This window comes from Corallincola platygyrae, assembly GCF_039544265.1.
GTDB classification, from domain to species: domain Bacteria; phylum Pseudomonadota; class Gammaproteobacteria; order Enterobacterales; family Neiellaceae; genus Corallincola; species Corallincola platygyrae.
In genome coordinates this window covers 320,443-345,655 of record NZ_BAABLI010000008.1, presented here as the reverse complement: position 1 = coordinate 345,655, position 25,213 = coordinate 320,443, and the positions used below count along the sequence as shown (strand labels likewise).

Below are 25,213 nucleotides of genomic sequence, written 5' to 3'. Positions count from 1 at the left end.
GCATGATTATAATCATTTTTTAATAAAATTTAATCTAAACAAGTATTAGTGCATCTCTTGAACTGGATGAACATGGTTGTTCATCAGTATTTAACTCGTACAAGATCGATAGATTACGTGCTCTTTTGGCTGCAATAAGACACTCGTTCCACGTTTATCACGTTCTGGACCATCCAAAACCTGCCAACACTCACCTAGTATCTTATTTGATAAGTGTTGCCCTCTATCACTGTAATTGATCGCTACCAACACTTTCTGATTTTCCAACTCTCGAAGAAACACCAAAACTTTATTATTGCTATGGTCTAAAACCCGAAAGGACCCCATGAATAACGCAGGGTTGGTATTCCTAAGCTCTATCAATTTTTTGTAGTGGTAAAAAATCGAGTCACGCTCTTTCATCTGAACTTCTACGTTGAATTCAGAATAATTCCTGGCAAGGCCACGAAATGCTTTTTTAGATGAGAAGCCGGCTGAATTGTGGTCAGCGTTCCAGCTCATTGGTCCGCGCAGTCGATGGTCAGGATCTGGATCACTGGGGGCTAACGTATGGCCCATTCCTATCTCATCACCATAATAAATAAAAGGTATTCCAGGCAATGTGAGTAGCGTAGTCACGGCTGTTTTGTAGCTGGCCAAATCCCCCGCGAACTGCTCATAAAGTCGGCCACCGGTAAATGAATCATGGTTGGCTAAAAACGTTGCTGTTTTGGAGCTATCGCTCTCTTGGGCCAGCCTAACCAGTCTAGGTTTTACCCTACCAAATTTAGCGCTGCTCAGAATGCTGCTATTTAATCCAAAATAGAATGAAGAACCACACACATCAGCTGTTGCTAAAGGTGATTGCGTCGATTCACACACCACGTAACGATTATCGTATTCGTTAATAACGGGCATAATTGCTTGTTCCATTAGTGCGCCGCTTTCCGCTTGAAGAAACGCACCATTGTTTGTGTTTTGAAGCAACGTTCCCACAGCATCAAATCTAAATCCGTCTACACCTAGGTTTAGCCAGTAGCGTAAGTTGCTTTGATGGTAACTAACAACCTCAGCGTTTCTGAGATTGAAATCCGGCATATCTTTCCAAAACAAACCGTAATAATATTCGTCTCCCGATTGGTGCCAGGTGGGTGAATTTTGCCAGTTTGGCCAATATGTGTATTTGTCTCGCCACAAGTACCAATCTCTGTACGGTGATTGAGGCGATTTAGAGGCCTTGAAAGCAGGATGCGCCGAACCACTATGATTGAGCACATAATCCAGGATCACACCAATTCCGCGTTTATGCGCTTCAAACAAAAACCGTTTAAAATCCTCTTCAGTGCCGTAGTCAGATTCAACTTGACGATAATTTTTTACAGCATAGCCGTGATCTTTGTCCTGGCTATCCATTACTGGGAGCAGCCAAATTCCTTTGACCCCCAACTCAGACAAATAGTCTAGGGTACTTGTAAGGCCATTGAAGTCCCCTATTCCGTCTCCGTCGCTATCTTTGTACCCCCTGACATAGATTTCCATAAAAACACCCTTTTGATACCAAAAAGGTGAAAGTTCGGAACCTTTGTTGATGGCAGATACGGATTCAGTCAGTAGGCTATCTTGACCTGCGACGCTCGCTCCGCAGCAGAAAAGCTGAAAAGCCAATACAACAAACAGAGCTACTCCCTGAGCGTTAGCGCTAATAGACTTAGCCATCTTAATGAACTCCATCTCTATTGCGCTGCCGCACAAGCTGAATTAGCACCCAGGTAGGCTAGAGGTGAATCCACACATCGTTCGACAACTAGCTCATATGTCAGCGCGTCTCCGTAACGGTTGTACCCGTTCAAAGCTTCGCTTGTTGTCAGTGAATACTCCCCGACATAGAGTTGGTAAGTGCCTGGTTCTAAGTACCCTTCTTTTTCGATCAGCGCATAAGAATAGTAGCGATTATATGTGTGCCATGAATAAAGCCACTCCAGATTATCCTTTCGAAGCCACATATCACCTCGGTAATATCTGTCGATAGAAACGGCATACGAGCCTGCTTCCGTTACCGTGAATTCAACAAAATCGACGCCATTGTATTCAACATCACGAGATTCTTGAATCAAGATATCCCTCACAGGAAGAGATGGGCGGGGAGCCGGAGCAGAGACGAGTAAGTTACCCACATCTAACTCACGTGTATTACCAGAGGCATCAACCACAATAGCCCAAACAGAGTAACTGCCCGTTGCAGACACACTCATCGGTAAAGAGATTTCAATAGACTCAGTTTCACTCTTAACAAATTGAGACATCCAAGCCGTTACTTCAGTGTCAGAGTGGCACATAACGCCAGTGTCACATTGACCAACATCTTTTATGGCGGACATTTCGCTGAGCAGTGAGATCTGTCCATCAAACTCAGCAAAGAGACCTATATACAAAGCATCCATATCGCTATCAGACAATGTCACATCGACAGTTCTGGTACTGTTTTGCTGAAGCTTAATGTCACCCACGGAAGCGACTTCTGGGGCCTGATTTGCAACAAGCTCCAGTGGCAATGCCAGCTCGAAGTACTGCTCACACTCTGTGTATCCATTGACTCTTATCGTTCCGTCGACAATAGCCTGTTCGAGCACATCAAACGTCTCAGTGAAGCGGAACAACTCACTATTTTCACGCTCGAAAGAGACCGACTTATCGATACCATCGACCTCATAAATGAGATTGAGCTCCATAAGTGGCGAAGTCTCTAAATAGAAATCAGGCAAAGCGCGACTAACAAGCGAAGCTTCTCGCAAATCCAATTCGGACAGCGTGTCTGAAAGATAGTGGCTGGCTGCTACAAACTCAGCTCCTACTGATGTGGGATCTAGGTTAACCCCCCATCGACTATCAACCACACCTTGAGCAAAAGCCTCTGGAACTCTTATATCGGCAGCCAAACAAGCGCTTCGAGGTAAAACATCAATCGCTCCGATAGGGAAATCTTGCGAACGATCCGAGCCTGGACTCATGTCCGTCACCCGAAGCGTAGCCTCTTTACCCGAATCCGTATGCTTGACAACATATGGTGCGACAGCAGAGGCGCTGATGATATAAGGAGAAGCCACATTCCCAGAGGAGGTAAGGCTCATCCAATGGTCACCGCCTGACGTCAACGCCAATACCGAATCGTAGACCCCCTGACCAACCGTTGATTTCAACCAGGAAGTTCCACCATCAGTAGATACAAGCACGCTGTTACCTTGGCCTGCCATCCATGTTTGACCGCCTGCATGGGTTATTATTTTAGACTCTTGAGTCGAACCAAGGCCGTAGCTTTGGGGCATCGCCTGCCACGTTGAACCGTTATCGTCAGAGCGCGCCAAATAGGCTTCGTATCCTACAACGGCTATCCAGGCACCAGAGCCATCGGTATCAATACTCCTGATATCGCCATACGGGGCACCGCTGTTAAGGTAATCAGGCAAAGGTGTCCACGAGAGTCCATCATCAATGGAAATCGAGGCTTTTCCGTATGCTACGGCTATCCAGCGACCATCAGCCCCCGGCACTACCTGACTCAGGTAGTTGAGCGAGTTATTAAAGCCTTGAGCAATCGCTTGCCATGTCAAAGCATTATCCGTAGAGATTGCCGCATACCCATCTCTAAAGCTTGCTATCCAGGTGCCAGCGTTGTTAGTGGTCAAAGTCTGAAGGTAAGAATAACCAAGCTGTTCAGCGCCGCTATTTAGTTCTGGAGGCAGTAGCTGCCAGTTGTCACCATCATTATCACTAACATACATACGATCATCGGATAAACGAATGACCCAGGTACCGTTTGAGTCCGTTACCAATTCATTAATGTAGCTGCCTTGTAGGTCTAGTGTTTCAGCCAGTGGCAGCCAGGTCTCGCCATCGTCAAAAGATCGATAACCAGGGCCACTTAACATCCATGTGCCCTTGCCATCTGTAGCGATAGCAGCATAGTCCGCGCCATATGGCATGTCAGTGGGTTTTGGAACAACCAATGGTGACCAAGTATTGCCGTCATCGTTAGAGCGATAGGCTAAATAGTTACTGCCAACCTCCCCACTGTAGTAGGTATACACTATTGACGTACTTCCAGACACAACCAGGCCGTACCCAGGCTTAAACACACCTTCTATGCCGGGATAGTCGCCCAACATTCTTGTGCCCCACGTGTCAGTAACGCTCACAGAAGGCATTTCTGTTATTGGCACATACGATTCGAGCTTTTTGTATGAGTATGAGGTTTCAAACTCACTGTAATGGGGAGCATATTGTTGTATCGCTACCGACTTTTCACCGTAATTTCTAACAGGTACACCATCGAGTAACAACTCAACTTTAAGTTGGCTGTAACTAGGGTCTAAAACTGTATAGTCGAGGCCGAATAGTTCACCTTCGACAAAAGTAGTAGAGGCGTCAGGCTCATCGAGAACAAGTTCAATCTCGGGGACTTCCAATACTGGAATGTTAACTGTGACCGTTTGAGGTACATAGACTTCCCCCCCATCCTCGTAGTCGACTAAAACTCGAAGTTTAGCTTGAAGCTCGCCTAGGGCACCAACATTATGACCATAAGGCAAATGGAGTACATAACGGTTGGATTGAACAGGGTAACTATCTGAGGCATCAGGATTAACATTGCTATTATGCTGCATTTCAGCATACACAATCACCTCGGAGTTAGCGTAACAGGACCTATATGGGTCAGATTCTCTGACACAATAGTACTGATTGACAGCTAGTTCTGCTTCATAGTCATCAAACAGGAACCCTTCAACATAAAACTGTGTGTTTGCTTCGATATCAAAGGTAACTTTGCTCAAACCCCTTCCCTGATAGAGAGCTAGTTGGTCTGCTGCCCCCGCCAACTTGATTCTAGCCTGACGCTCCACTTTGGCAGGAACAGGTGCTTCACTACCTAACCAGCACCCATCCTCCTGTCTGATGCTACTGGTTACGCCGCTAGCACAGTTTTCTATGACAAAATCGAAACTACCACCAAACAATCCAGGGTTGCTTCCCTCCAACGCATCCTCAAAACTGAAGTTATATTCACCCAGGTAAACTCTATAGTTGCCAGCATCGAGCTCTAAGAACAATGAGGCACGGTCACCAAATCTATCATCACTGCCAGCAATAAGCTGACCGTCGCTATCCACGACATAAAACTGTGAGTCAAAGTCAGCAGACAGCACTTGGAAATTTAATACTGCTGAGTCTTCCAGTGTGAATTCATAACTAAGAACATCACCTTCAGATAAAGAAGCACCAACTCGAAGGACCTGCTCTCTGATACTGTTTTGCACCTCCAGTGTACCTATTTGCTCAGATGTAACGTGTCCAGTGGTGTCGACGACAACCGCCCACAACGGATAACGCCCTTCTCTAACATCAGTTTGTACCGGCATAGCAACATCAATAGACTGAGTTTGATTATTGATGTACTGATACCAATTTCCGCCTTCCTTCTCTTCTATTCCGGAAATTTCTCCAAGCAAACGATACTGGGAGTCCTCGTAGTCAAGCGAAATAGATTCGTCGTACAAGAACAGACCTGAGTAGATTATGTTCTGCCCTTCATCTCTCAAACTTAAGTTTAAACTGGAGGCAGTCAAACGATTTATAACCACATCACCAACATCAGACACCAGAGGTTGGCCGTCCTTCTGAACAAGAAGAGGCAGTTGCAGATCAAACGGCTGCTCACATTCTCCATAACCCTTGACTCTTATCTGTCCATGCTGGGCTGCAAAAAGGAGTTGCTCAAATGTCCCTGTGAATTCATAACGTTCAGGGGAAACCTTCGTAAACGCTATGTTCTCCTCAACACCGTCGACTTCATGAACCAAATTCAACTCCATCAGTTCAGAGGACGACTTCAGATAGAAGTCAAATCGTTGGTACGACAAGCTTTCACTTATGGGGAATAGCAAGAAGGACTCTAGCTGAGAAAGGAACTGGCTCTCACGTCTTGCCAATACGGCTTGATCCCAATCGCTTGGCGTTTCGGTTCCCCAATCCCCCTCTATAACACCACCAGAATATACAACTGGGAGAGTGATGACAGGAGCTGGGCAACTTGCCTGAGGTTGAACGTCGATTGCACCCAAATCGATGATTTTGGTTCGGATGCCACTAAAGGTCTGCTCTTTAACCTCGAGAGAAATCTGTTTGCCATTGTCATCAATCGAGAATTGATACGGCTGAGCAATCTGGGAAGCGTTAGCTCCACAGTCTGGAACAAACGACTCTCCATACCTACCTCCGGAACTAAACCAAGAGGCATCACCACTAAGATGCAGAGACATGTCATAAGAAGCTTGCGGGCTCGGCAGTAATTGTTCAGCCCACTGGTCACCGTCGTCGAGCGTCAGAACCAGTGCTTTGACATTATATGATTCATCTCTTGTCGTTGTTGCTAGTAGCCACCCGCCAGCGCCATCAGTAGCTACTCCGAGAACAAATGTATTCACTACAGGCAAATCAACATTGCGCCACGTTTGTGCATTGTCAGAAGAGGTGACTAGCTCTCCGCCCATATAGGCGAACCAAACTCCACCAGAGCCTTGCACGATACTTAGCTCGGCATCAACGACATCAACAATACCTAAGCTGTCAGGCAGCGCGCTCCAAGTCGCTCCTCTATCAGCAGAACGATATAGCCCATGAGAAATCGTTTGTGCGACGATGACATCATCGAGCCCACCATATAGCTGTGATACATAGATATCAGGGTTGATAGCCTTGAGGCTATTTTCATAAGCCCATGTCTGTCCATTATCGAAAGAGCGAACCATTTCTCCGTCAACTGACATCAGCCATTCATTAGCCTGCAAGGCAACTATTGAAGTGATAACCCCGTCAAGGCCCAAGCCCAGTCCATCAGGCAGAGGCACCCACGAACTTCCGTCATCATTCGACACCAGCCCTTCACCAGCGAGCATCCACGTTTGACCACTTCCATACACTGGCGCACCTATGGTATTTACCCCCTCCCACTCACCATCACCGGCGACGATAACCCAAGCCGATGAGTCTAGATCGTAGCGGTAGATGCTATAGCCGCCGTAGGCCATTTCGACTGCTGCAAGCGCGGCAGTGTCAGAAGTTGCAATAAACGCAACGCCTTCTGGATAACGCCCTATCACATCGAAAGTCCAAGCTTTTGATACATCACATGACTTATAGACATTATCTAGTTGGTAAAGACGCGCATTTTCCAATGCGCTATATGCTGCATTGGCGGTTGCGACATACCCTTGAGACTCGTCACCGATGAATAGCTCTACTCGAGTCGAGTTCATGCCTTGGTCTGTAATCGCAATGCGATCGTTGAAGAATTCGCCCGAGTTAACGACATAGGCGGGCGTAATATCTCGATCAATGCTTATTTGAGCTTCAGGATCTTGCTCCAAAGGCAGCACCACAGACACGGGCGATAAGTACTCAGTTCCAGACAGGTCCTGTTGCAAATTCAGTATTGCAACAAGTTCACCCGCAACATCAGATGGGACACCCTCCGGGAACTCCAGTACAAATCGACTTGCTTGCGTATAATCCCAGTTCCAACCAGAAATGACATCTGGAGTGTTACTTTGTTGATCCACTCGTACAATGACCGACGGATTGCAATCAATACATAGCCACTCTTCATGATCACCATCTCTCGACAAAGTTACACCATCAAACTGGAACTCTTTTACCGTGAATGGCATATCAGTAATAAGTTCAAAAGCTATATAGGCATGATCACTACCGAGATACAGGGTGTGATCGACGTTCGAGCCAAGCAATTCGATTCTGGGTGTTTGTTTAACCGGTTCACTAGCGGCGTCAACGGTTAACTCAATAACACTGCTTAGCGATGGATTTTCAAGCAAGGACACTGTCAACTGAGCCTGCCCATCTTGAAAAACCTGCAACAATGCTCCGGGTTGCGACAGGTCAAAGTCAGCGACATTCGAGTTATCACTGTACAACTCAAGCAAGTCATAAGTGTTGTTCAAACTAACGCCATAAAACACTCTGTTATCAACTTGGACCGTAGCCGTAACGTTTAACTGATGACGGTTGTCACGATCCGCTTCAAATTCGAGAACCAACTCAGTTGGAACGACCTCCAAGTCGATGATATAGAAGGGATCAACTCTCGCGTCCAACACATTTGTAGGATCAGAACCGATGTTAACTTCAACATAATCAGGTACACCATCACCATCACTGTCAGCCACCAGTGGATTGGAGCCATAAATGACAACTTCTTCATAATCATTCAGGCCATCGCCATCAGTATCAGCAACAATTAGTGAGGAACCTGCGTCAATCTCATCAAGGTTCGACAAGCCATCACTATCTAGGTCATCTAATCCATCGGCAATGCCATTACCGTCTGAATCGACGACAACAGGGTCAAGGCCATTAGTAGAAAACTCCAGCTCATTGCTGAGGCCATCTCCATCATAATCACCACCGATTTGAAGTACGCGGTAACTGATGCGGTTAGTTGCCTGGTAGCTTTCTTCAATCGCATCATTAGAGGCGGCCAGGCGCAAATAGATCAAGGAGCCATCATCTGCGCCAAGCGGCGCATGCATAGGCGCGTTCAGGCGGATATCGGTAATATCAACATCAACATCGCTAGGTACAGATACGGCAGATTCAATCGAGACACTACCGCTTAGCTGTGCGAAATCGAGTTCATCTGCCACTTGTGCAGTGAATGTAATTTCACTCCCCTCAAGCACGGCATTGTATGCCGGGATATCAGAACGTAACGCCGCGACACAAGTATCAAGCAGCTGTGGTAGCACTGGATCGTTCGCCGCTTCACCCCAAAGTGAGGAAAGCTGAGTATCAATGCTGTAACAGCTATTCAACTGCAAAGGTTGCTCTGGCGTAAACAGGACAACATTGTTTTCAATGCTCCATTCACCGTCGACGACCTCGTCGTTGAGGCTCACAGACGCGATATTGCCGTCTATCAGATTTCCAACTTCAACCGTTTCATTAAAGGTCAACGATATTGGGTTGATTTCACTGTCATCAACAATAACAACTTGCGCAGATTCAATTGCCGGATACGGTTTCAAGAACTCAAGATCGAGCTCTCCCAGCGCCAACAGGTTGTCAGGCCCATCAAGCACTGAGACACCACGTACTTCTACGGTTTCAGTCGCTATGGCGCTAACATCAGCTGTCGCTGTACCACTTATGATTTGAACTGGCGCAGTTGTAGCAATGCCATCAATCGTTGCACTTCCTGTCACGCTGACGTTTAACGCAAAGTTTGCCGGCGTCAAATCGCCAGGCGTGAGCGTCGTTACAGGGTTGTAGTACTGATCACGCAGGGTCAATCGCAATGTGGCGACTTCACCCGCTTCCAGTCGGTCAGCGACACCTAAAGGTAAGTTGGTTTGAGACTCTTTCTCAAAGGTAATCAACGCAGCGGCATCAGGAACAACTTCAACCGGCAGGCTGGAAGCCAGAACATACTCTTCTGCTCCCATAAAGTCGTAGTATGTTTCAACGCCACTGAGGGGATCTGTCATGCTGAGCTGAGCACTATAGTTTCCAGATGTCGTTGCCGCAGTGACAGGCACTGTTGCAACACCATTGCGCAGTGTGATTGAGGCACTTTGCCCCGCATCATCCAGCGGTGTCACAGTGACTGCATCAGCAAATCCAAAATAGAAGCCGCTGTATGGCAGAGTGACTGTTACGTTGGAACTGCTATCAGCGGTGACAGGGTTATTACCCGCATCTTTTGCTCGTAACGTAAGCTCAAACACGTGGCCAGCAACAACCGCTGGCTGATGCGCAAATTCAATTTTGCTTGTTGCACCAGGCTGAACTCGCAAGCCCATCGAAACAGAAATACCTGATTCGGATGGGTCGGCATCAACCCAGGCCGCATTGAGCAATTCTGCGGTCAGCTTGTAGCGCCCCGCCGTCAACGCTGAATCAAATGCTAAACGTGACACCCCACCGGCATCAGACGCTTGTTGACCAAGCTCAACTGGCGCTCCCAGCTGCTCACCGGATGCCGTCTGCAAAGTCCAACGAACCGATTGCATCGGAATACGGCGGCCAGTACGGTCAAGAACTGCGGCGTGATACTGCGCGGCATCCCCTACGGTCACATAACTAAGGTTGACACCTTCGGCCTGCAAATCATTAACGAACTGGAGGCTATTCGGGCGGAACCAGAGCGGAATAGTGAATTCGTCCGACACCGCACTTTGACCCAGGTGATCAGTCAACTGGACCTTGAAGCGGTATTCGTTACCGGCCACTTCCTGCTCTGGCATAGGCAGAGTCAGTCTCAGAGGCTGAGCGGAATCGTCCGCCCCATACGGGGCATGATCGACTGCTATCGCTTCACTGTCTAAAGGCCAGGTGGGGATGATAGTAACCTTCACCTGATCCTTGCCGTCATTGGCCAAACCAAATTCGGTAAGTTCAAGACGGGCAATGCCACCATAGAATGACGCAGGGTCGTGCACCACACTCAACTTGGTGGTATCAGGTATCTGATCGCGCAGCACAGTGACTGGTTGACGGCGTTCTGCGACCTGACCTAAGTCGTCGGTCACGCGTAAAACTATCTCAGTAGCTAAGTCATCTACCAAGCGTTCCGCTCTTGGATCTCGCAGGCTTAACGCCAGGGTATCGCTGGAACCTGATACCGAAACTGGCGTAACAAAGCCGTTCCACTCAATTTCGGCACTGGCCAGCGCAACATCATCCTGCAGGTCCGCAGTAACGTTGAAAGAGCCCTGCTCCAAAATCTGAAGCGGCTGAATAGAGAAGTTGCTAACGGACGGAATAGTATCTTCAACAAACTCGTAGCGTTTAGTCTGAATCGCTGTGTTACCGGCTTTATCGGTGACAGTCAGTTGATATTCATACTGTTCACCAGCAATTGCACCAGACTCATTCACTTCAAGCTGTCCAGCACTGAACTGCGCAGCGATAATAATATCGTTCCGCTTAAGTATCGCTGACTCGATACCACTCTCAGGGTCATCAACTGACACCGCTAGCTTGAAGCCATGCTTTTCAATAATCTGGGTATCAGACACCATAGGACCAGTGACAACATAAGCGCCAATACGCGGCTGTATCGCATCTTCTTCTCGGGTAAATGCCACAGGAATCGAATCTGTTGTATTACCAAATACGTCTACTGCACGCACCTTAAGGAACTTGCCACTATCCTCAACACGGTAGTCACGATACAACACAAACTCAGGGCCATAGTGCTTACCAATCATCCGGAAAGGACCGTCGGCGCTGTCTGATTCGTAGTATTCGACCTGATAAACAGGGACTGTTACGTCGTTTACTTCGGCACGAATCTCCAGGGGCTTGGGCACATAAGTCGAAACACCATGGATTGGGTGCGTTAAGGCTACGCTGAAGGCATTACCAGGAAGATCTTCGCCCTGCAGCACCACCTTGACTGGCGCAGACTGATGCACTGCACCGGACACCAGCTCAACGGTTGCCTGCACTTCAAATGGCTGACCATTACGCAGACTTGGCGGCACCATGCTGGATGCAGTGAAAGGCGCGACATTAGAACCAGCGACCTCCATGCCGTTGACGAAGTAACGCGCCGCAACAACATTTTCGGTTTCACTGATGGCAAACTCAATCGAGTCTCCCTGAATAAACGAATGCCCTTGCACCGGAGACACCAGATCAGGCATGGCGAGTTGATAGCTATTGTTCAGGTCAATGACCTTCACGCCTGCGTCACCAAGCCCGGCCACCAATCGACCGTATTCAGCATCCAGAGAGGTAACAGCAGCATCGAATTCAAACGTATTCGAAGACTCCAGCTGCCAGTCACTGGCATCAACAACAGCGAGCAGACTCTGAGTCGCAGTACGGTAGGCCACGAACAGATGCCCTCTGTGATACTTGATAGCATCAACGGTCTGCAGACCCGGGATGTTCAATGTGACATCGTCGTAGTTAAACAAGCTCATACGGTGAATGTCGCCAGCCATAGTGAAGTAAAGCGCACTAGCTGACGCATCCAGATGCTCGATCGGTTCAACCGCTGCGTCGATAACACTGTCGACAAATTGGTTGATCGGCTCAAATGGCAGGCTACCGGTCGTAATCTTATAGAGTCGACGGTTAATAGTGGTTGCGAAAACCAGATCCCCCTGGCTGGCAACAGCTATCACCTGTTCACCCGCAGGCAATTCGACAACACCTTGCATGGTCAGGTCATTTCGTGATGCAAAGTGCAGTGAATTTCCATAGGCGGCAACGATGTGTGACTCTGTCAGTATCAGCTCACTCGCAGCTATGTCGTCAAACACAACCTCAATAACATCATTACCCTGAGCAATATCCTGATGACTTACTCTAACCACCTGGTTCAGCTCTGGCTGAGCGAGGTAGCTGAACTGGTGGTCAACAGCAACCGCGTCAATCGACAGGTTCCAACCCCTTTCCGGATAGCTGATGGTTGACCAGTTGTTGCCTAATCGGCTGAGCTGATAACTACCGTAGTAACTCGCAGCAGCCATGCTCTTACCACCACGGCTAGCCACATCCGCCACATAACCGCTGGTATCAACATTCAGTGTTTCTGATGGTTGCGCTTCCGGAAGCGTCAATAGCAACTGGGTGCCTTTCTGCCCACCTAACCAAAGCTTACCGTCAAACCATGATGCTACATTCGCGCTATGGTCTGCAGCGAACTCGAAGCTTCCATTTAGCTCAAGATGCTCTGGATTTGTTGCATCAACAATGTGAAGCACACCGTCCAGTGGGCTTACTGCCAGAAGGTAATCGCCAAAACGAACCAACTGATTACCGTTAGGCACATGCAGTTGTCCCAGGCGTTGTGGGCCTATGGCAGACACAATCTCGCCATCAGACGTCAGGTAATATGCAACCGAATCTTTATGCTCAATGCTGATGACATCCTGGATATCAGGGCGCATTGCGTCGCTTTCGATCAGTGCCTGATCAAAGACCATGACATAGTTCGCTGACGCGGCTGCAATACCTTGCTCTGTCGCACGGATCGCTGAAATGTCGCCATACTGATAGAAATCTGAAACGGTATTGCCTTGTTTCGTCTTAAGCTCTGACAGCTCGAGCGTATTACCCTTAATGGTGTAGGCCTGAATCTCTCCATTCACCAGCACCATCAAATGACTACCCGTTACAGCGAGCTGTGTAACACGCCCTTCTATCGTGGTAGTGCTGAGAATCTGGAACTGCTCTTGCGGGTCGACGATTTGCAAGCCAACGCCTTCTATCGCCAGAAGTAATCGGTCCCCTACTCTCACCATGGCTGTTATATCACCGTCGAAAGTAGCAACCCTGACATTCTGATGATCAAACAAGTCTCGTTCTGAGGACAGCCATGCCTGGCCAGCATCAGACAACATGACATCAAAGGCTGCGACATCAGCCGCTACTTCGAACTCAACACCGGTTCGTACCGTCACCCGATAATGGCGTTCAGCACTATTACCCTCATCGTCTCTGAGGGTTGCAACCAGCGTGAGGAACTGGGTGTCATCCGGTACTGTCAATTCAATCGTTGTCGAGTCAGACACCAGCAACGTATTTTGGCTGTCTAAAACGCGTAGCTCTCCTGTCAATCCCGCTGGCGGTGTCACCAGACGGTAGGAAACATCAGAGCCCGCGATGACGGTTGAAGATACACCCACAACTTCAGGTTGAGGAATACGGTTTCTGGGTAGCAGCTGAACCGCAATCTCACTGACATTGTGGTACGCGTGTTCACCCCAGTAACCGGTCGTGCGAACGTAATAGGTATCACGACTATCAACGGTTGGCATCTTAACTGCCAGGTGACCGTCGGCGTCAGCCATTAGCGTCCGAGACACGAGGTTTCTGTTGAAGTCGAGCAGCTCAACTGCAACATGGGTCAGTTCAGCCTTATGCTGCCCTGTCACCAGGTAAGCAATATCAATCTCCTCACCACTCTGTGCAACGATGTTGTTTGAAGGAGACAGAATCGTCACACCAAGCCCATCGGGCTGATTAGGCACAACAGTCAAAGACGTGCGACTGTAACTTTCCTGATTCAAGGTGAGGTCAAGCTCAATGTCACCGACTGCAGGCACCTTAATCCAACCAGATGCTGACGCAGAGGATGACGGTGCAAGCGCTTCTTGCACGCCATCGATACTCGCTTCCTGAGCGTTAACTTGAGCACCAACAGACATGGCCACCTGCAGAGGAAGAAGCGCTTTTTCAGCCAGTGTCTGACCAAATGCCGGACGCTGTTCGCTGACATCTGCTATTGGCGAAATATCAATGTCCAGGTTTTCTGAAACCTGACCATCATGACTCTTAGCCACCAACGTCAATACATTGCTATTTAACAGGCTACGAGGGATATTCACCTGGTAAGGCTGAGGCGCGCCCCACAAATCAGAGGCAACACCAAGCATCCTGTCACCACTGTACAGCGCGAGTTCGACACCTCCCGCAGGTTTAGACAACAGGCTTATATCTGCGATGACCATTGTCGGATCTTGCGAAACAGCAAAATCAACACTCAATGGGTTCGAGCTGACGGTAATTGCCCGCTTCGATAGGGTTGGTTTATCAGCGTTTCGTTCTGAGAAGTACATAGAGCCCGGAGCAAAGGCCACAATTTCCTGCTCAACAGGTAAGAACCCTGCCAGTGCATTATCTTTTATGGCTGCCCACTGAACTACGTTGTCACGGACTAGTTCAACCCAAACAATATCGCCATCGCGCTTAACATCGGTGACCTTTCCAGGCAACTGGACTTTATCACCGATAATGAGCGAACCATCTTCCAGTAACTGGTAGAAAGCAATTTCGCTATCGGCCCAGGTAACCAACGCCTGGTTATCAATATCGAAACCATCAAGCTGGCCAGCGAATGAGACAAACGAGTCCTTGATTACGCGAAGCGCAGGGTCAGCTGCAATGCCTAACTTGTATATGCCTGCGTTAGTCAACAGCATGAGTGTTCTGCCGTTTGACTCAGCAGAGACGATACGTTCCGAACCAAAAGATGTACCTGCGACTGGTACCAGTGTGTCTCCGGCATCTAAAAAGGCGACAACGGCTGATCCCTGCTGCAACCATACGACATCCTGAGATACCGCAAGCAGACGCCCCTGAACAGGCGCAGTTAAATCAGGAACACTGTCGACATGACCGGCAACGACATCAAAGCGTCTTAGCGTATTAACTCCGGCATCAACACTTTCCAGATAGATGCCCGATAAGCCCTGCTGAAGTGACTTCGCGGTACCTGTCGGCATTGCAAAAACCTGAGCGTCAGCGTTGACCAGCCGATAACCATTGGTTGCGGAATCAAATGCAACCAACAATCGTTTACCATCAACAGCGCCTGCGACAGTGGCAGAACCCACCAAGCGCTCATCCGAATTGTTGGCCTGAATGACCTGCTCAGGGCTGACATCTGCAAAGTATGGGGTTTTCGAAACCAAATACGGCTCACGTTTCTCGTGGGACGAGCGATCTCTGAGTACAGATTCAAACTTAATGTCACTACCCAGAGCTGTCACATCTACCAGGTTCGCATCGCTGGCACTGATTGAATATGCATCTTGTGAATCAGCGGGGTCACTGACGTCAATGCTGGATTCATCACTGAAATCTGGCATATCTGCAGGCAGGTTAGCTGTCACAAGAACCTGAGTACCCGTCAAGACTTGCAATTCAGGCTGGAGAGTTAGCGTCATCTGCTCATCAATACCGTCATCATTGACCACATTCAGATAGCGGTACCCTTTCAGATTCGCTTTCTGAATTCGGGCGAGCACAACAATATTTTCACTGACATCCGGCATCGCCAGCGTCACAAACTGGCGTTCGCTGTCTTCATTAGTGCGCGATACAGTGGCAACGGGAACTACCGATTCAACACCACCAATATCAAAGTAGATGTCGGCATCAAGCACATTACGCAACTGAACTTCGAATGTGACCAGCTCAGATTCGTGGAACGTTGCGCCGTTTGCAGGTGCCAGGAAGTCTACTTTAGGGGCACCCGCTTCAGCATCATATGGATAGATCTGAATACTCGCTGTGCTGCTCTGGTTGCCATTTGGATCAAATGCCCTAGCTTCGACCAGAATACCATCAGCTAAATCATCCGCAGTGGGCACGAGGCTGTACTTGGTAGGATCTGGAAGCACGTTCCAGATTCCGCCATTCACTCGTACTTCGACGGATTCAATCCCATATTTATCGAAGCTCTTAATCAGAACATCAGTGCGTTCATCTAATGCTACAAAATCCCCATCTCCAGGCGACACGATCTCTATTGTTGGAGGTGTGCGATCCAGATACAGGGTGTAAGGCATTTCAAACAATTTGGTCGCACCAAACCCATACTGCACCTTCAAGCGAGCATTCATTTCGACAGGGACGATATCCGCGCCTTCAGGCAGAAGAGATTTGATTTTAGGATTCAGGAACGAACCAGAAACTGAGCCATTAGCCTTGCTGTAGCGCGCGGTAACATCGACAGGAAAACCGCGATCAATCTGTTCAACGCTGATCTCAGCAGCGTAAACCATGTCAATATCGCCAAGCAGATCGAAGTTGATTTCAGCCCTGACGGACTCTTCAGGCTCTGTAGGGTTGGTAAAGAAGGCTTCCAGCTCTACCAGCGGATCCCTCAATGCTGAGCGTGCGATTTGTTCAGCAAAGTTGCCCGCGCTATCGGTCGCTCTTGTACGGAATTCAAGGTAGTCGTAGTTCTCTCTGATCTGCTCTGAGAACGTCAAATCATTGTTCACGCTCACCCACGGAGTCTCAGCCGCGTCGAATGCAGTCGAACGGCGGTAACTGTAGGCAATCTCACTGCCGTAGTTATCTGTCGCCTCAACACTAAACGCTACCGTCCGTCCGCGCGTCAGCAACATAGCTGGCGTAACTGGCTGGTGATCTGACAAGCGACTAACCAACACGTTTCGTGGTGCCAGAGTATCCGGAGCCAGGTAGTTGTACTCATAACTACCATTGCTGACACCAGTGCCAATAGCCAGGTTGTTCGCCTCATCAACGATGCTCTCAACCCGCACGCTATAACTAGCGTTGTTATCCAGTACCCCGTCTTTCAGGCGAAGCTGGAGGCTGTTGTCGGTGATATTCAGCAGCTCAAACCTGTTTGAGATATCGAGGTCATCCCGGTCCGTGTAGTCGAGGTAAGTCTGGGTCACGCTAAATACAGCAGATGTCACAGGCTCATTAAATGTCAGCGTTAGCGGCCGGATCACGGTGAGCCTATTAGCGTCTGCCAAGTTCGACATAATAGGGGCGGTGTCATCGATACCCACCAGTAACAGCGGCACTGGCGCATAAACAGTTTCACTGGTTGAATCTCTTACCACCACTACTTGATAACTCTCTTCCGGATTAACCACAGGAGAGTGCTGGATCACGATCTCATCACCAACCAGCCTGTGAGCCAACGGAGCAAGATCTTCAAGCTGGTAGCCTTGATCATATGGAAGCAGATATACCTTGAGTTGCCCCTCTAACCCAGCGCCCTGAATTCGGATGGTATTCGCCCCTGAGTCACTCAGCGCTTTATCGCCCCCCTTGGCGTTGTTGGTCACAACATCATTCAGTTCAATCGCCTGAGTGATCAGCAGTGCTGCTGGCAGAGACTTCTGTTCGTTATCATTGGCAAAGTGAACGTTTACCGAGTGAATACCGGCAATGCTAAAGCTTGCACTGAAACGTAACTCAGTACCGTCTGCCGATACGTTGAACTGTCCACTGTCAAAGGTGTGCCCACCTACGGTCAGGGATTCAACAGCAAACAAACTTTCCCCATACAGAACAAAGTCAGTCGCTCTATCCGTGATGGAGCCGGACGGGTACAAGTTGAACAGTCGAGGTTCAGTAACACCGAACACTGGCGCAGTGGTGAGCGCCCAAGGTATGTCTACATTTACCTCGGCGTTAGCAACACTATGGTTCGGCTGGTTAAACAGTGACAGTCTATAGGTCTGCCCTAGCACATAGTCATCATTGAAGTTCTGGAAACGAAGCTCTCGTCCGACGACATTAGTGCCACCTGCGACTGGAGTTTGTTGCCCATCAGCAATGATATCCAACGCGACATCCAGCCAATCCGTCACCTCTCCAGCAATAGTTGCCTGAATCAATTGATTCGCTGAGGTGATTCTGTTTGGTGCGACCTGAATCAAATTACTTAGTGGCAGAGCCAGGTTTCCGTATTCTGAACCATCAACCCACTCCAATAAGTCTCCGGACATTGCCCACGAACCTGGATCCGACACACCTACAACGTCGGTGATATGGTTGAGAACAAGTTGTTCTCCGACTTTATCCATATCAAACACGGCTAATCGCTCAGGGGCTTGCTGCATAACCAGCATCAACTCCCCAGCAATGCGCACATCTTCCTGACTTAACAGCGCCTTACCAAGTTGGCTTGGTTGCTCGGCGACAAAAAGATTCAGGTCAAACAATTCCAGCTCACTGGCAGAGCGAACCATCAATCGTTTGCCGTCTAAGACAAGCGCTTCGGGCGCAATAACCGAATGTTCCAACGTCTTCACATCGTTGAAGTGCTCTGCAACCCGGTACTCTACGCGGTCACCGTACAGGATGAAGATGCCATCCTGGTCAGTCACAGCATCCAGAGCGCCATTGTTCCAGGACGTGACTTTTGCAATATCCCCCTGAACAGGCGAGACAACAACTTGATTGCGATTGAATCCGAACCAGATATCTTCATGCAACCCAAGAGACTCAAAGGCAACCTGCTGAGTATTGGTGAACGAACGCACAACCACTGGTGCATAGATGTTCGCAAGGCTGTAAACATTCACCTCCGGCGTCACCCCGCCAAATGCGACAGCAAGATAATCGCTGTTCATAGCGACTGCGATAATGTCAGCGGATTCACTGCCTGTTGCCAATAGCTGCGGTTCATCAGCTTCAAGTGTCGACAACAATTGCCAGTTTTCGGCGTTGTATGTGACTAAGTTATGCCCAAATCGGGTCATACCAGACACATCCGAAAGCTTCGTCTCACCCTGAAGCACAACGGCTAACTCTTGGTTGCTGGCAGTGGCCAATGGATCCGAATTGCTGAGCTCAATATGTAACGGGCCCAGGAGATCGGCTGGTTGCCTGAACGTAATTGTGTTTGGCCCGACTAATTGAACCTCTGGTGCCAGCTCACCATTCACGTACAGGCGAGTCTGTGGGCTCAAGCCCCGTCCGTTGATCGCCAGCATTTCCTGGTTGCCAAAGAGCAACTGCTGGTGATTAGGGTTCAACACACCATTGTTCCAGACACCAACCTCATCGATCGCTGGATCGGCAATGTAAATGTAGGCGCCTCTGATACTGTCTTTGAGTTCACCATTACGCACCGACACTGACACCGGGAGGTTATCTGAAGGAGAAGCGGCGATCGCTGGCACTACAACGCGTACTTCATACTCACTGAGGACATCAACGTCATCACTCTGAAGCGTCTGGTTGCCTATTGAAACCTTGGTTTCATCTGTAAAGCCGCTACCAAAAATGCTAACTGCCTGGCCACCGCGCCAGGACCCGAACGCAGGTAGGATTTCTGAGATAGCAGGCTGAAGATCAGGCGCAGCGGTGAAGGTAAAGCCGTAATCTGAACCTAGTAGCTGCCCATGCAGATCCTTCAATCCTGCAGACAGATTTACGAAATAGCGCTTATCTGAAACAAATGGGGTATCTGGCGTAAACGTCAGTCTTGTCCCTACTGATGTGACTTGAGCATCAACGTTGCCCGCAACCTTCGCACCATCTAAGCGAATCTCAAACAGATCTGCCCCAAACTCCTGCACCAACTGAGGATCCAACAAGCGATTAAACTGAATCGAAACTGGCTCCTGATTAGGCCATATCGCACTCGCCGCTGGCGCATGCTCAGTAATCATCAACAGGTCATTCTGAAGTGTGCTGACACGCCCACCCAGTTGGTTAACGCCAGAGGCATCAAACACAGGGTTCTCGCCCGGTTCGCCATTGACATAAGGGAAAGCAGAGCCGGCATACATAACGTTTGGATGGAATGCCAGTGAAGTTGCATCACCGTTGACGGAGAAGTAATGCTTCAGTTCAACTTCGGTCTCAAATTGACCAGAGATCCAATTAGATATGTCATAGAGTTGAACATCACCCTGCCCTGCAGCGATGTACAGAACTTGGCCATGCAACTGCATTTGACCAGCAAACACTGTTCCGCTTCTCACCAGGTAGGCCAGATTCAGAGCGGAAACAGGCTCAGCGCCATCGGCTCTGTCTAACTGGTAAGCCACAACACTGGCGTTTGCACCGGAAGAAACCAGAACTAAATCATCGTAAACCAGCACGTCTTCTGGTCGGAATCGGTTGTCACCCATATCAACCGTGTCAAAACTATCAACCCGGTTGTATTCACCAGAAACTAGCTCCAACTGGATCAGTCGACGGGAATCGGTCATGGCAACCCATAGAGTATCCCCGTCTCTCGTTAACGCATATGGTGTTCCTTTCAGTACCGTACGATCGACAATAGCGATTGAATGAAGCGAACGGTCATTGCGACGCTGGAATACCTCTACGCCACCGCTATGAGAGACGTAAATCAGGTTGCGATCGACTTCGACGTCTCTTACCACGCCGGAAAGTTCATAGCTATTCAGCAACAAAGGATCAGTCGGCAGCGTCAAGTCGAACAGGAACAAGGTTCGGCCACCCGCGGCAAACAGATCGATCCCGTCAACCTTAAGCACTTCAAAGCCTTTGGTTCCTAGCCCGCCAGTTACGTCGAATGCGTAAGGGTAAAGCTGGTCTGCAAACTCTTTTTCCACAACGATGGGGCGTACAGGGTCAGAGACATCGGTCACCACCAAACGCGCCACATTCGTTCTTAACTTCTTACTTAGTCGGCCTTCGACGTTGTAAACATCATATTCACCACCTGTCGCTGAATACAGAACCTGATCCGAAAGCGCTATCGCAGAGATCGGACTGGGTTTGTCGTTGGCAAAGTCAACAACACCCGTGGCACTGCCTGTGTAGAAGTATGCTTCCTCGGCGAAAGACTCTTCCAATGCGAACTGTGGGTTAACCGCTTTAATATCTGCGTAACCGAAGTCACCCGCAGGCACCCGGACTTGAATCTGATTGCTCGAAATCAGTCTTATCTCACCAGCAGGCTTACCGCCAAAATATACCTGGGTGTTCGAGCCAAAACCTGCGCCATAAATATCAATGAAATTGCCACCTTGTGGCGGTCCGCGCAGCGGGTTTACATCTTGAATATCAACCGTAGGTAATGCGACAACAGCACCGTTCAGACGAACAGTCACGTCACCGCGAGTCACTTCGACAGATAGCGCCGTCGCACTTCCTGCAAGGAAGAGGTTTGGCAATTCAACCTGGATTTCGCCATCATCAATTAGCTGAATGCTATCTGATGAGATCTCGGTTTCGCCAACAGAGACCTTGAGGTTCCCTTTTACACTGCCGAACTGACTACCAGTGATTTGCAGGATCTCTCCGGCAATGCCATGTATGAATCTGCCAACGGGTTCGCCTGCCTCCAGGCGCATAACACGTTCAATCACTGGGCGGTTCGCTACCAGTGAATATGATAAGTGCACTGGCGAACGTAAAGGATCACCTGCCAGGTTGAGCAGATTCTGGTTCACCTCAATGCTGAGCATTGCGCGTTCTGCTGCACCAATATCAAAACCTGAGATGGACACCAATGCTCCGCGCAGTCTGTTCTCTGCAACCAGAGTGAATTGATCCTGGCTCAGCTCGACACCATCAACAGACACCTTCACTGCGGCTTCAAGGATTTCAGAACTTGTGTTGATCAACTGGCTAAAATGCAGCTCAACAGGTTCCGACAGACTATGCTCGGCTCCAGATTCTGGCTGCGATTTGGTTAACACCAGTTGCGTTTCTGGTAGCGAGCTGACGCCATCATCGCTGGCAATAACGACATCACCATCAACAACTGCCAGTGCTCCTTCAGCACCTTCGGTTTGACTCCAACTGCTCGGTTGCCACTCACCGTTTTGATCTTCGTGGTATACCACTGTCATATCGGCGCTTGTGATGATCAGTTGCCCGTATTGAACAACCAAATCTGCATTCAAGGACGCTGCATTAACCACATCCAGTTGCTGAATCTCGTAGTCATCTGACGTTGGGTCCTCAAACCTAACCAATGCTAAGTCATCGCCCTGCTTCAACAGGACAAACAGCTGTCCCTGATGCCACTCGATAGCCAGAGGCTGGCCTTCCAGCTCTCCAGACGCAAACAACTTGTTAGGTAGAGACAGTGGTGGTTGGAGCTGATCATCTGAAAGGTCGAAGAACCTGACAAATCCGGTACCCAGCTCACTAACGACACTCATCGCAAGCACGTTTTGAAGAGGGTCATAGCTCAGGTCTGTCGCCACAAAACCAGGTACAGGGAAACTCTCAATAAGTACCGGCGATGCAGGTTCACCGATATCAACCACCAGCAGACCGTCACTACCACTTGCGAAATAGGCAATATTATCAACAATTTCAACAGCACTAATGGTTTGCCCTGTAGGTAGCTGCGCTAACCTCACAGGCCTGTTTGGCAACGATACGTCATAGAGCTCAATACCGTGCAAAAGCAGACTAGGATTGTTTTGAGTCGCTTGTTGTCCATGCTTGAGTCCGACTACAAGCAGATCACCGACCTGCTCCATGGCTCCAATGACATGTGGAGGGTAGTTAGGCAATTCGTACAATGATTGTGACAGCAGCGCATAGGAAAGCTGCCCAACCAGAGTAAGCACATCATTCCGCTTCAGATAAACCGCATATGCGCCCGGCGCCACAACACCCGGAGCTCTGAACTCGAAACGGTTCAGTGTAACGACATCATCTTCCAAATCGTTAATCACGGCACCGTCAGGCGTAAACTCACTTTCAATAAACTGTCCATCAGGGGACTCAAGTACCACTTTGGTACCCGGCAGGATCACATCATGAGATGAAACCACTGAGATCAACTGCCCACCGGAGAGGTCCAGGGATTCGTTTGTCAGTGAGTATTCGGCAAATGCAAACTCTCCACCTTTGAGGATGCCTCCAGGATAGAAAGTCGAAACTTCGCCATCGATTAACTTCACATGATGCTGGCCTGTAGCCAGCGGCAATCGCTCTAGCTCGCCGGCAGGAATAACCAGCGTGTTTTCATTCAGCCACAAGTAGCTGACTTCATACTGGTCGACATACAGTTTTAACTGGTCGCTTGCTCTGAACCCTTCACCTTCAATCTTGATCTCGCCCTGCTCACCTTCGAGGTAAGCGCCATCGACAACGCGATCAATAGTCGGAGCCAAGGTTCCTGCAGAAGCAGTCGTAAAGCTCTGGCCAAAACCTACCCAGAGGCCGGTGCCTCTCAATGTAGCAACAGAGTTCACCTGGAGTGAGTACTGAGTTGACGCCTCTCGCCCAAACCTGATGATGAATGTGTCAGTCCCCTCTCCCTGAAGATCAACAGGTTCAATATCGACTGTTTGAGGCACGCCACTGTTAGCGTTGGTCAAGGTCAAGCCCGCCACAACCGAATCAAGGGTAACGGCTTCACTAAACTGCATCGTCAGCCCTTGGTTTTCCGCTAACGGCTGGCCAGGCGCTATGGAAACATCAGTAACCAGGGCGCCAGGCAAGTCAAAACTCTTAAGACCCGCTTCTTTAGAAGCTGCCAGTAATCGGCCCTTGAAATAATCGATAGATACTATGGGTTCAACGTTACCGGCGGAGACCACCACTGGATTCATTGGATCTCTGATATCAGCGACAACAACACCATAATCAGTTGATACAAACAGGGTGCTACCCAGAACTTTGAGCTTAACGGCCTTGCCTGGGACATGTTGCAGCGTATCGTCTACCGTCAACCTGATGCGTTGCTCTGGCGAGCTTTGGTCAAAGATCTCTACACCGTCAAAGCCCAGTGCTGCAATCACATAATTGCCATGGAACGCATAGTCATAGAGTGTATTGGTGAAATTCCACTGCTTGGTTAGATAGGGATCGTACAGGCTGACAGCCGTTAACGTATCGCTATCGTAGGACTTCAACGGTGCGACTGTCATATCCGCCCATGATGCAGGGCAGCGGATGCTCCAAACTGCCGCCATACCTGCTTCATGACCGTACAACCAACCTTGGTGGTAAGTTAAGTTGGTACCACCTGTAATACCAAGAGTTGCCGGTACCTCAATTGGATCTGTGGGATCGGTAAAGTTTGCAGCAAGTAATTTCGATGCTTGCCCGTCCTCGAAAGCAGAGGCACATGTGTCTGGTGTCTCAGCCGAACCTTCAACCGCGGCAGCAAATAGTGAATTGCCGGATTTGCTCAAGCCAGCAATAACATCCTGTCCACTTGACCAAATATAGCCCTGGGTTTGTAGCGCATTTTTATCATCAAGATTTAGCCAGGTGACCCCTGCCGGTCCGTTGGCGGTAAATAGCGACTTCCCTCCTTCGGGGTTTGTCGCCACTTGGATTGCTACGGAGTCGGCTGACTTTTGCAGCGCATAATCTTTGTTTCGCTCGTAATCCCGTCGTTCACTATCGCTGAGCAAGTCGAGATTAAACTCTTCACCATCAAAGGTTTTCGCCAATAACCTAGCACTCGTAGCGTAACGGGAGATAGCCAGTTGATGCTTTCTATCAGACGCCAGCGATGACGCACCACCCACTAACAATGGCCTATCCGGCTGTTGAACGTCGAAGCTTGCGGCCAGCCAGGATTCAGGCAAAACCGCGCCCTGCAAAATACTGGCGCGACCGTTATCTCTGAAATAGCCAGCGGCAGTCAGCGCAATGCCACTCTCCTGGTCGACAATCAAGTCCAATGGATGAACATATTTAGAGCTCACATCTGACAGGAAACGCAAACCATAGCCAAAGCCTTTATCAGCAGCTAGCTCAGTTGTCTGGCCATAACGATTCGTCGCTTGCAGCGTCTGTTTACCCGGAAGCCCCCGAGGTGTCCCAATTCGCAGCTCGGTGGACGATATGACATCGACACGGGACACTGGCACGCCGCCAATAGAAACCATAATGCCATCACTGACACTGCTGCCAGGTTCAAATCCCTGACCATAAACCGTTAGAGAGGTCCCGCCAGTGACAGGCCCCCAAAGAGGGG

General features: G+C 49.2%; 2 protein-coding genes (1 of these 2 cut by a window edge). Both read right to left on the bottom strand.

The annotated features are described in order from the left end of the window. Window positions 1–90: 90 nt before the first annotated feature. Complete coding sequence (locus ABEA14_RS07025; RefSeq protein WP_345339187.1) at window positions 91–1,695, bottom strand: alpha-amylase family glycosyl hydrolase; 1,605 nt, start codon at window positions 1,693–1,695, stop codon at window positions 91–93. 17 nt (window positions 1,696–1,712) lie between these two features. Next, window positions 1,713–25,213, bottom strand: the 3' portion of a protein-coding gene (locus ABEA14_RS07020) for an Ig-like domain-containing protein (protein WP_345339186.1). Its footprint extends 15,238 nt past the window's final position; only the last 23,501 of its 38,739 coding nucleotides appear in the window; its start codon lies beyond the right edge, outside the window; it ends in the stop codon at window positions 1,713–1,715.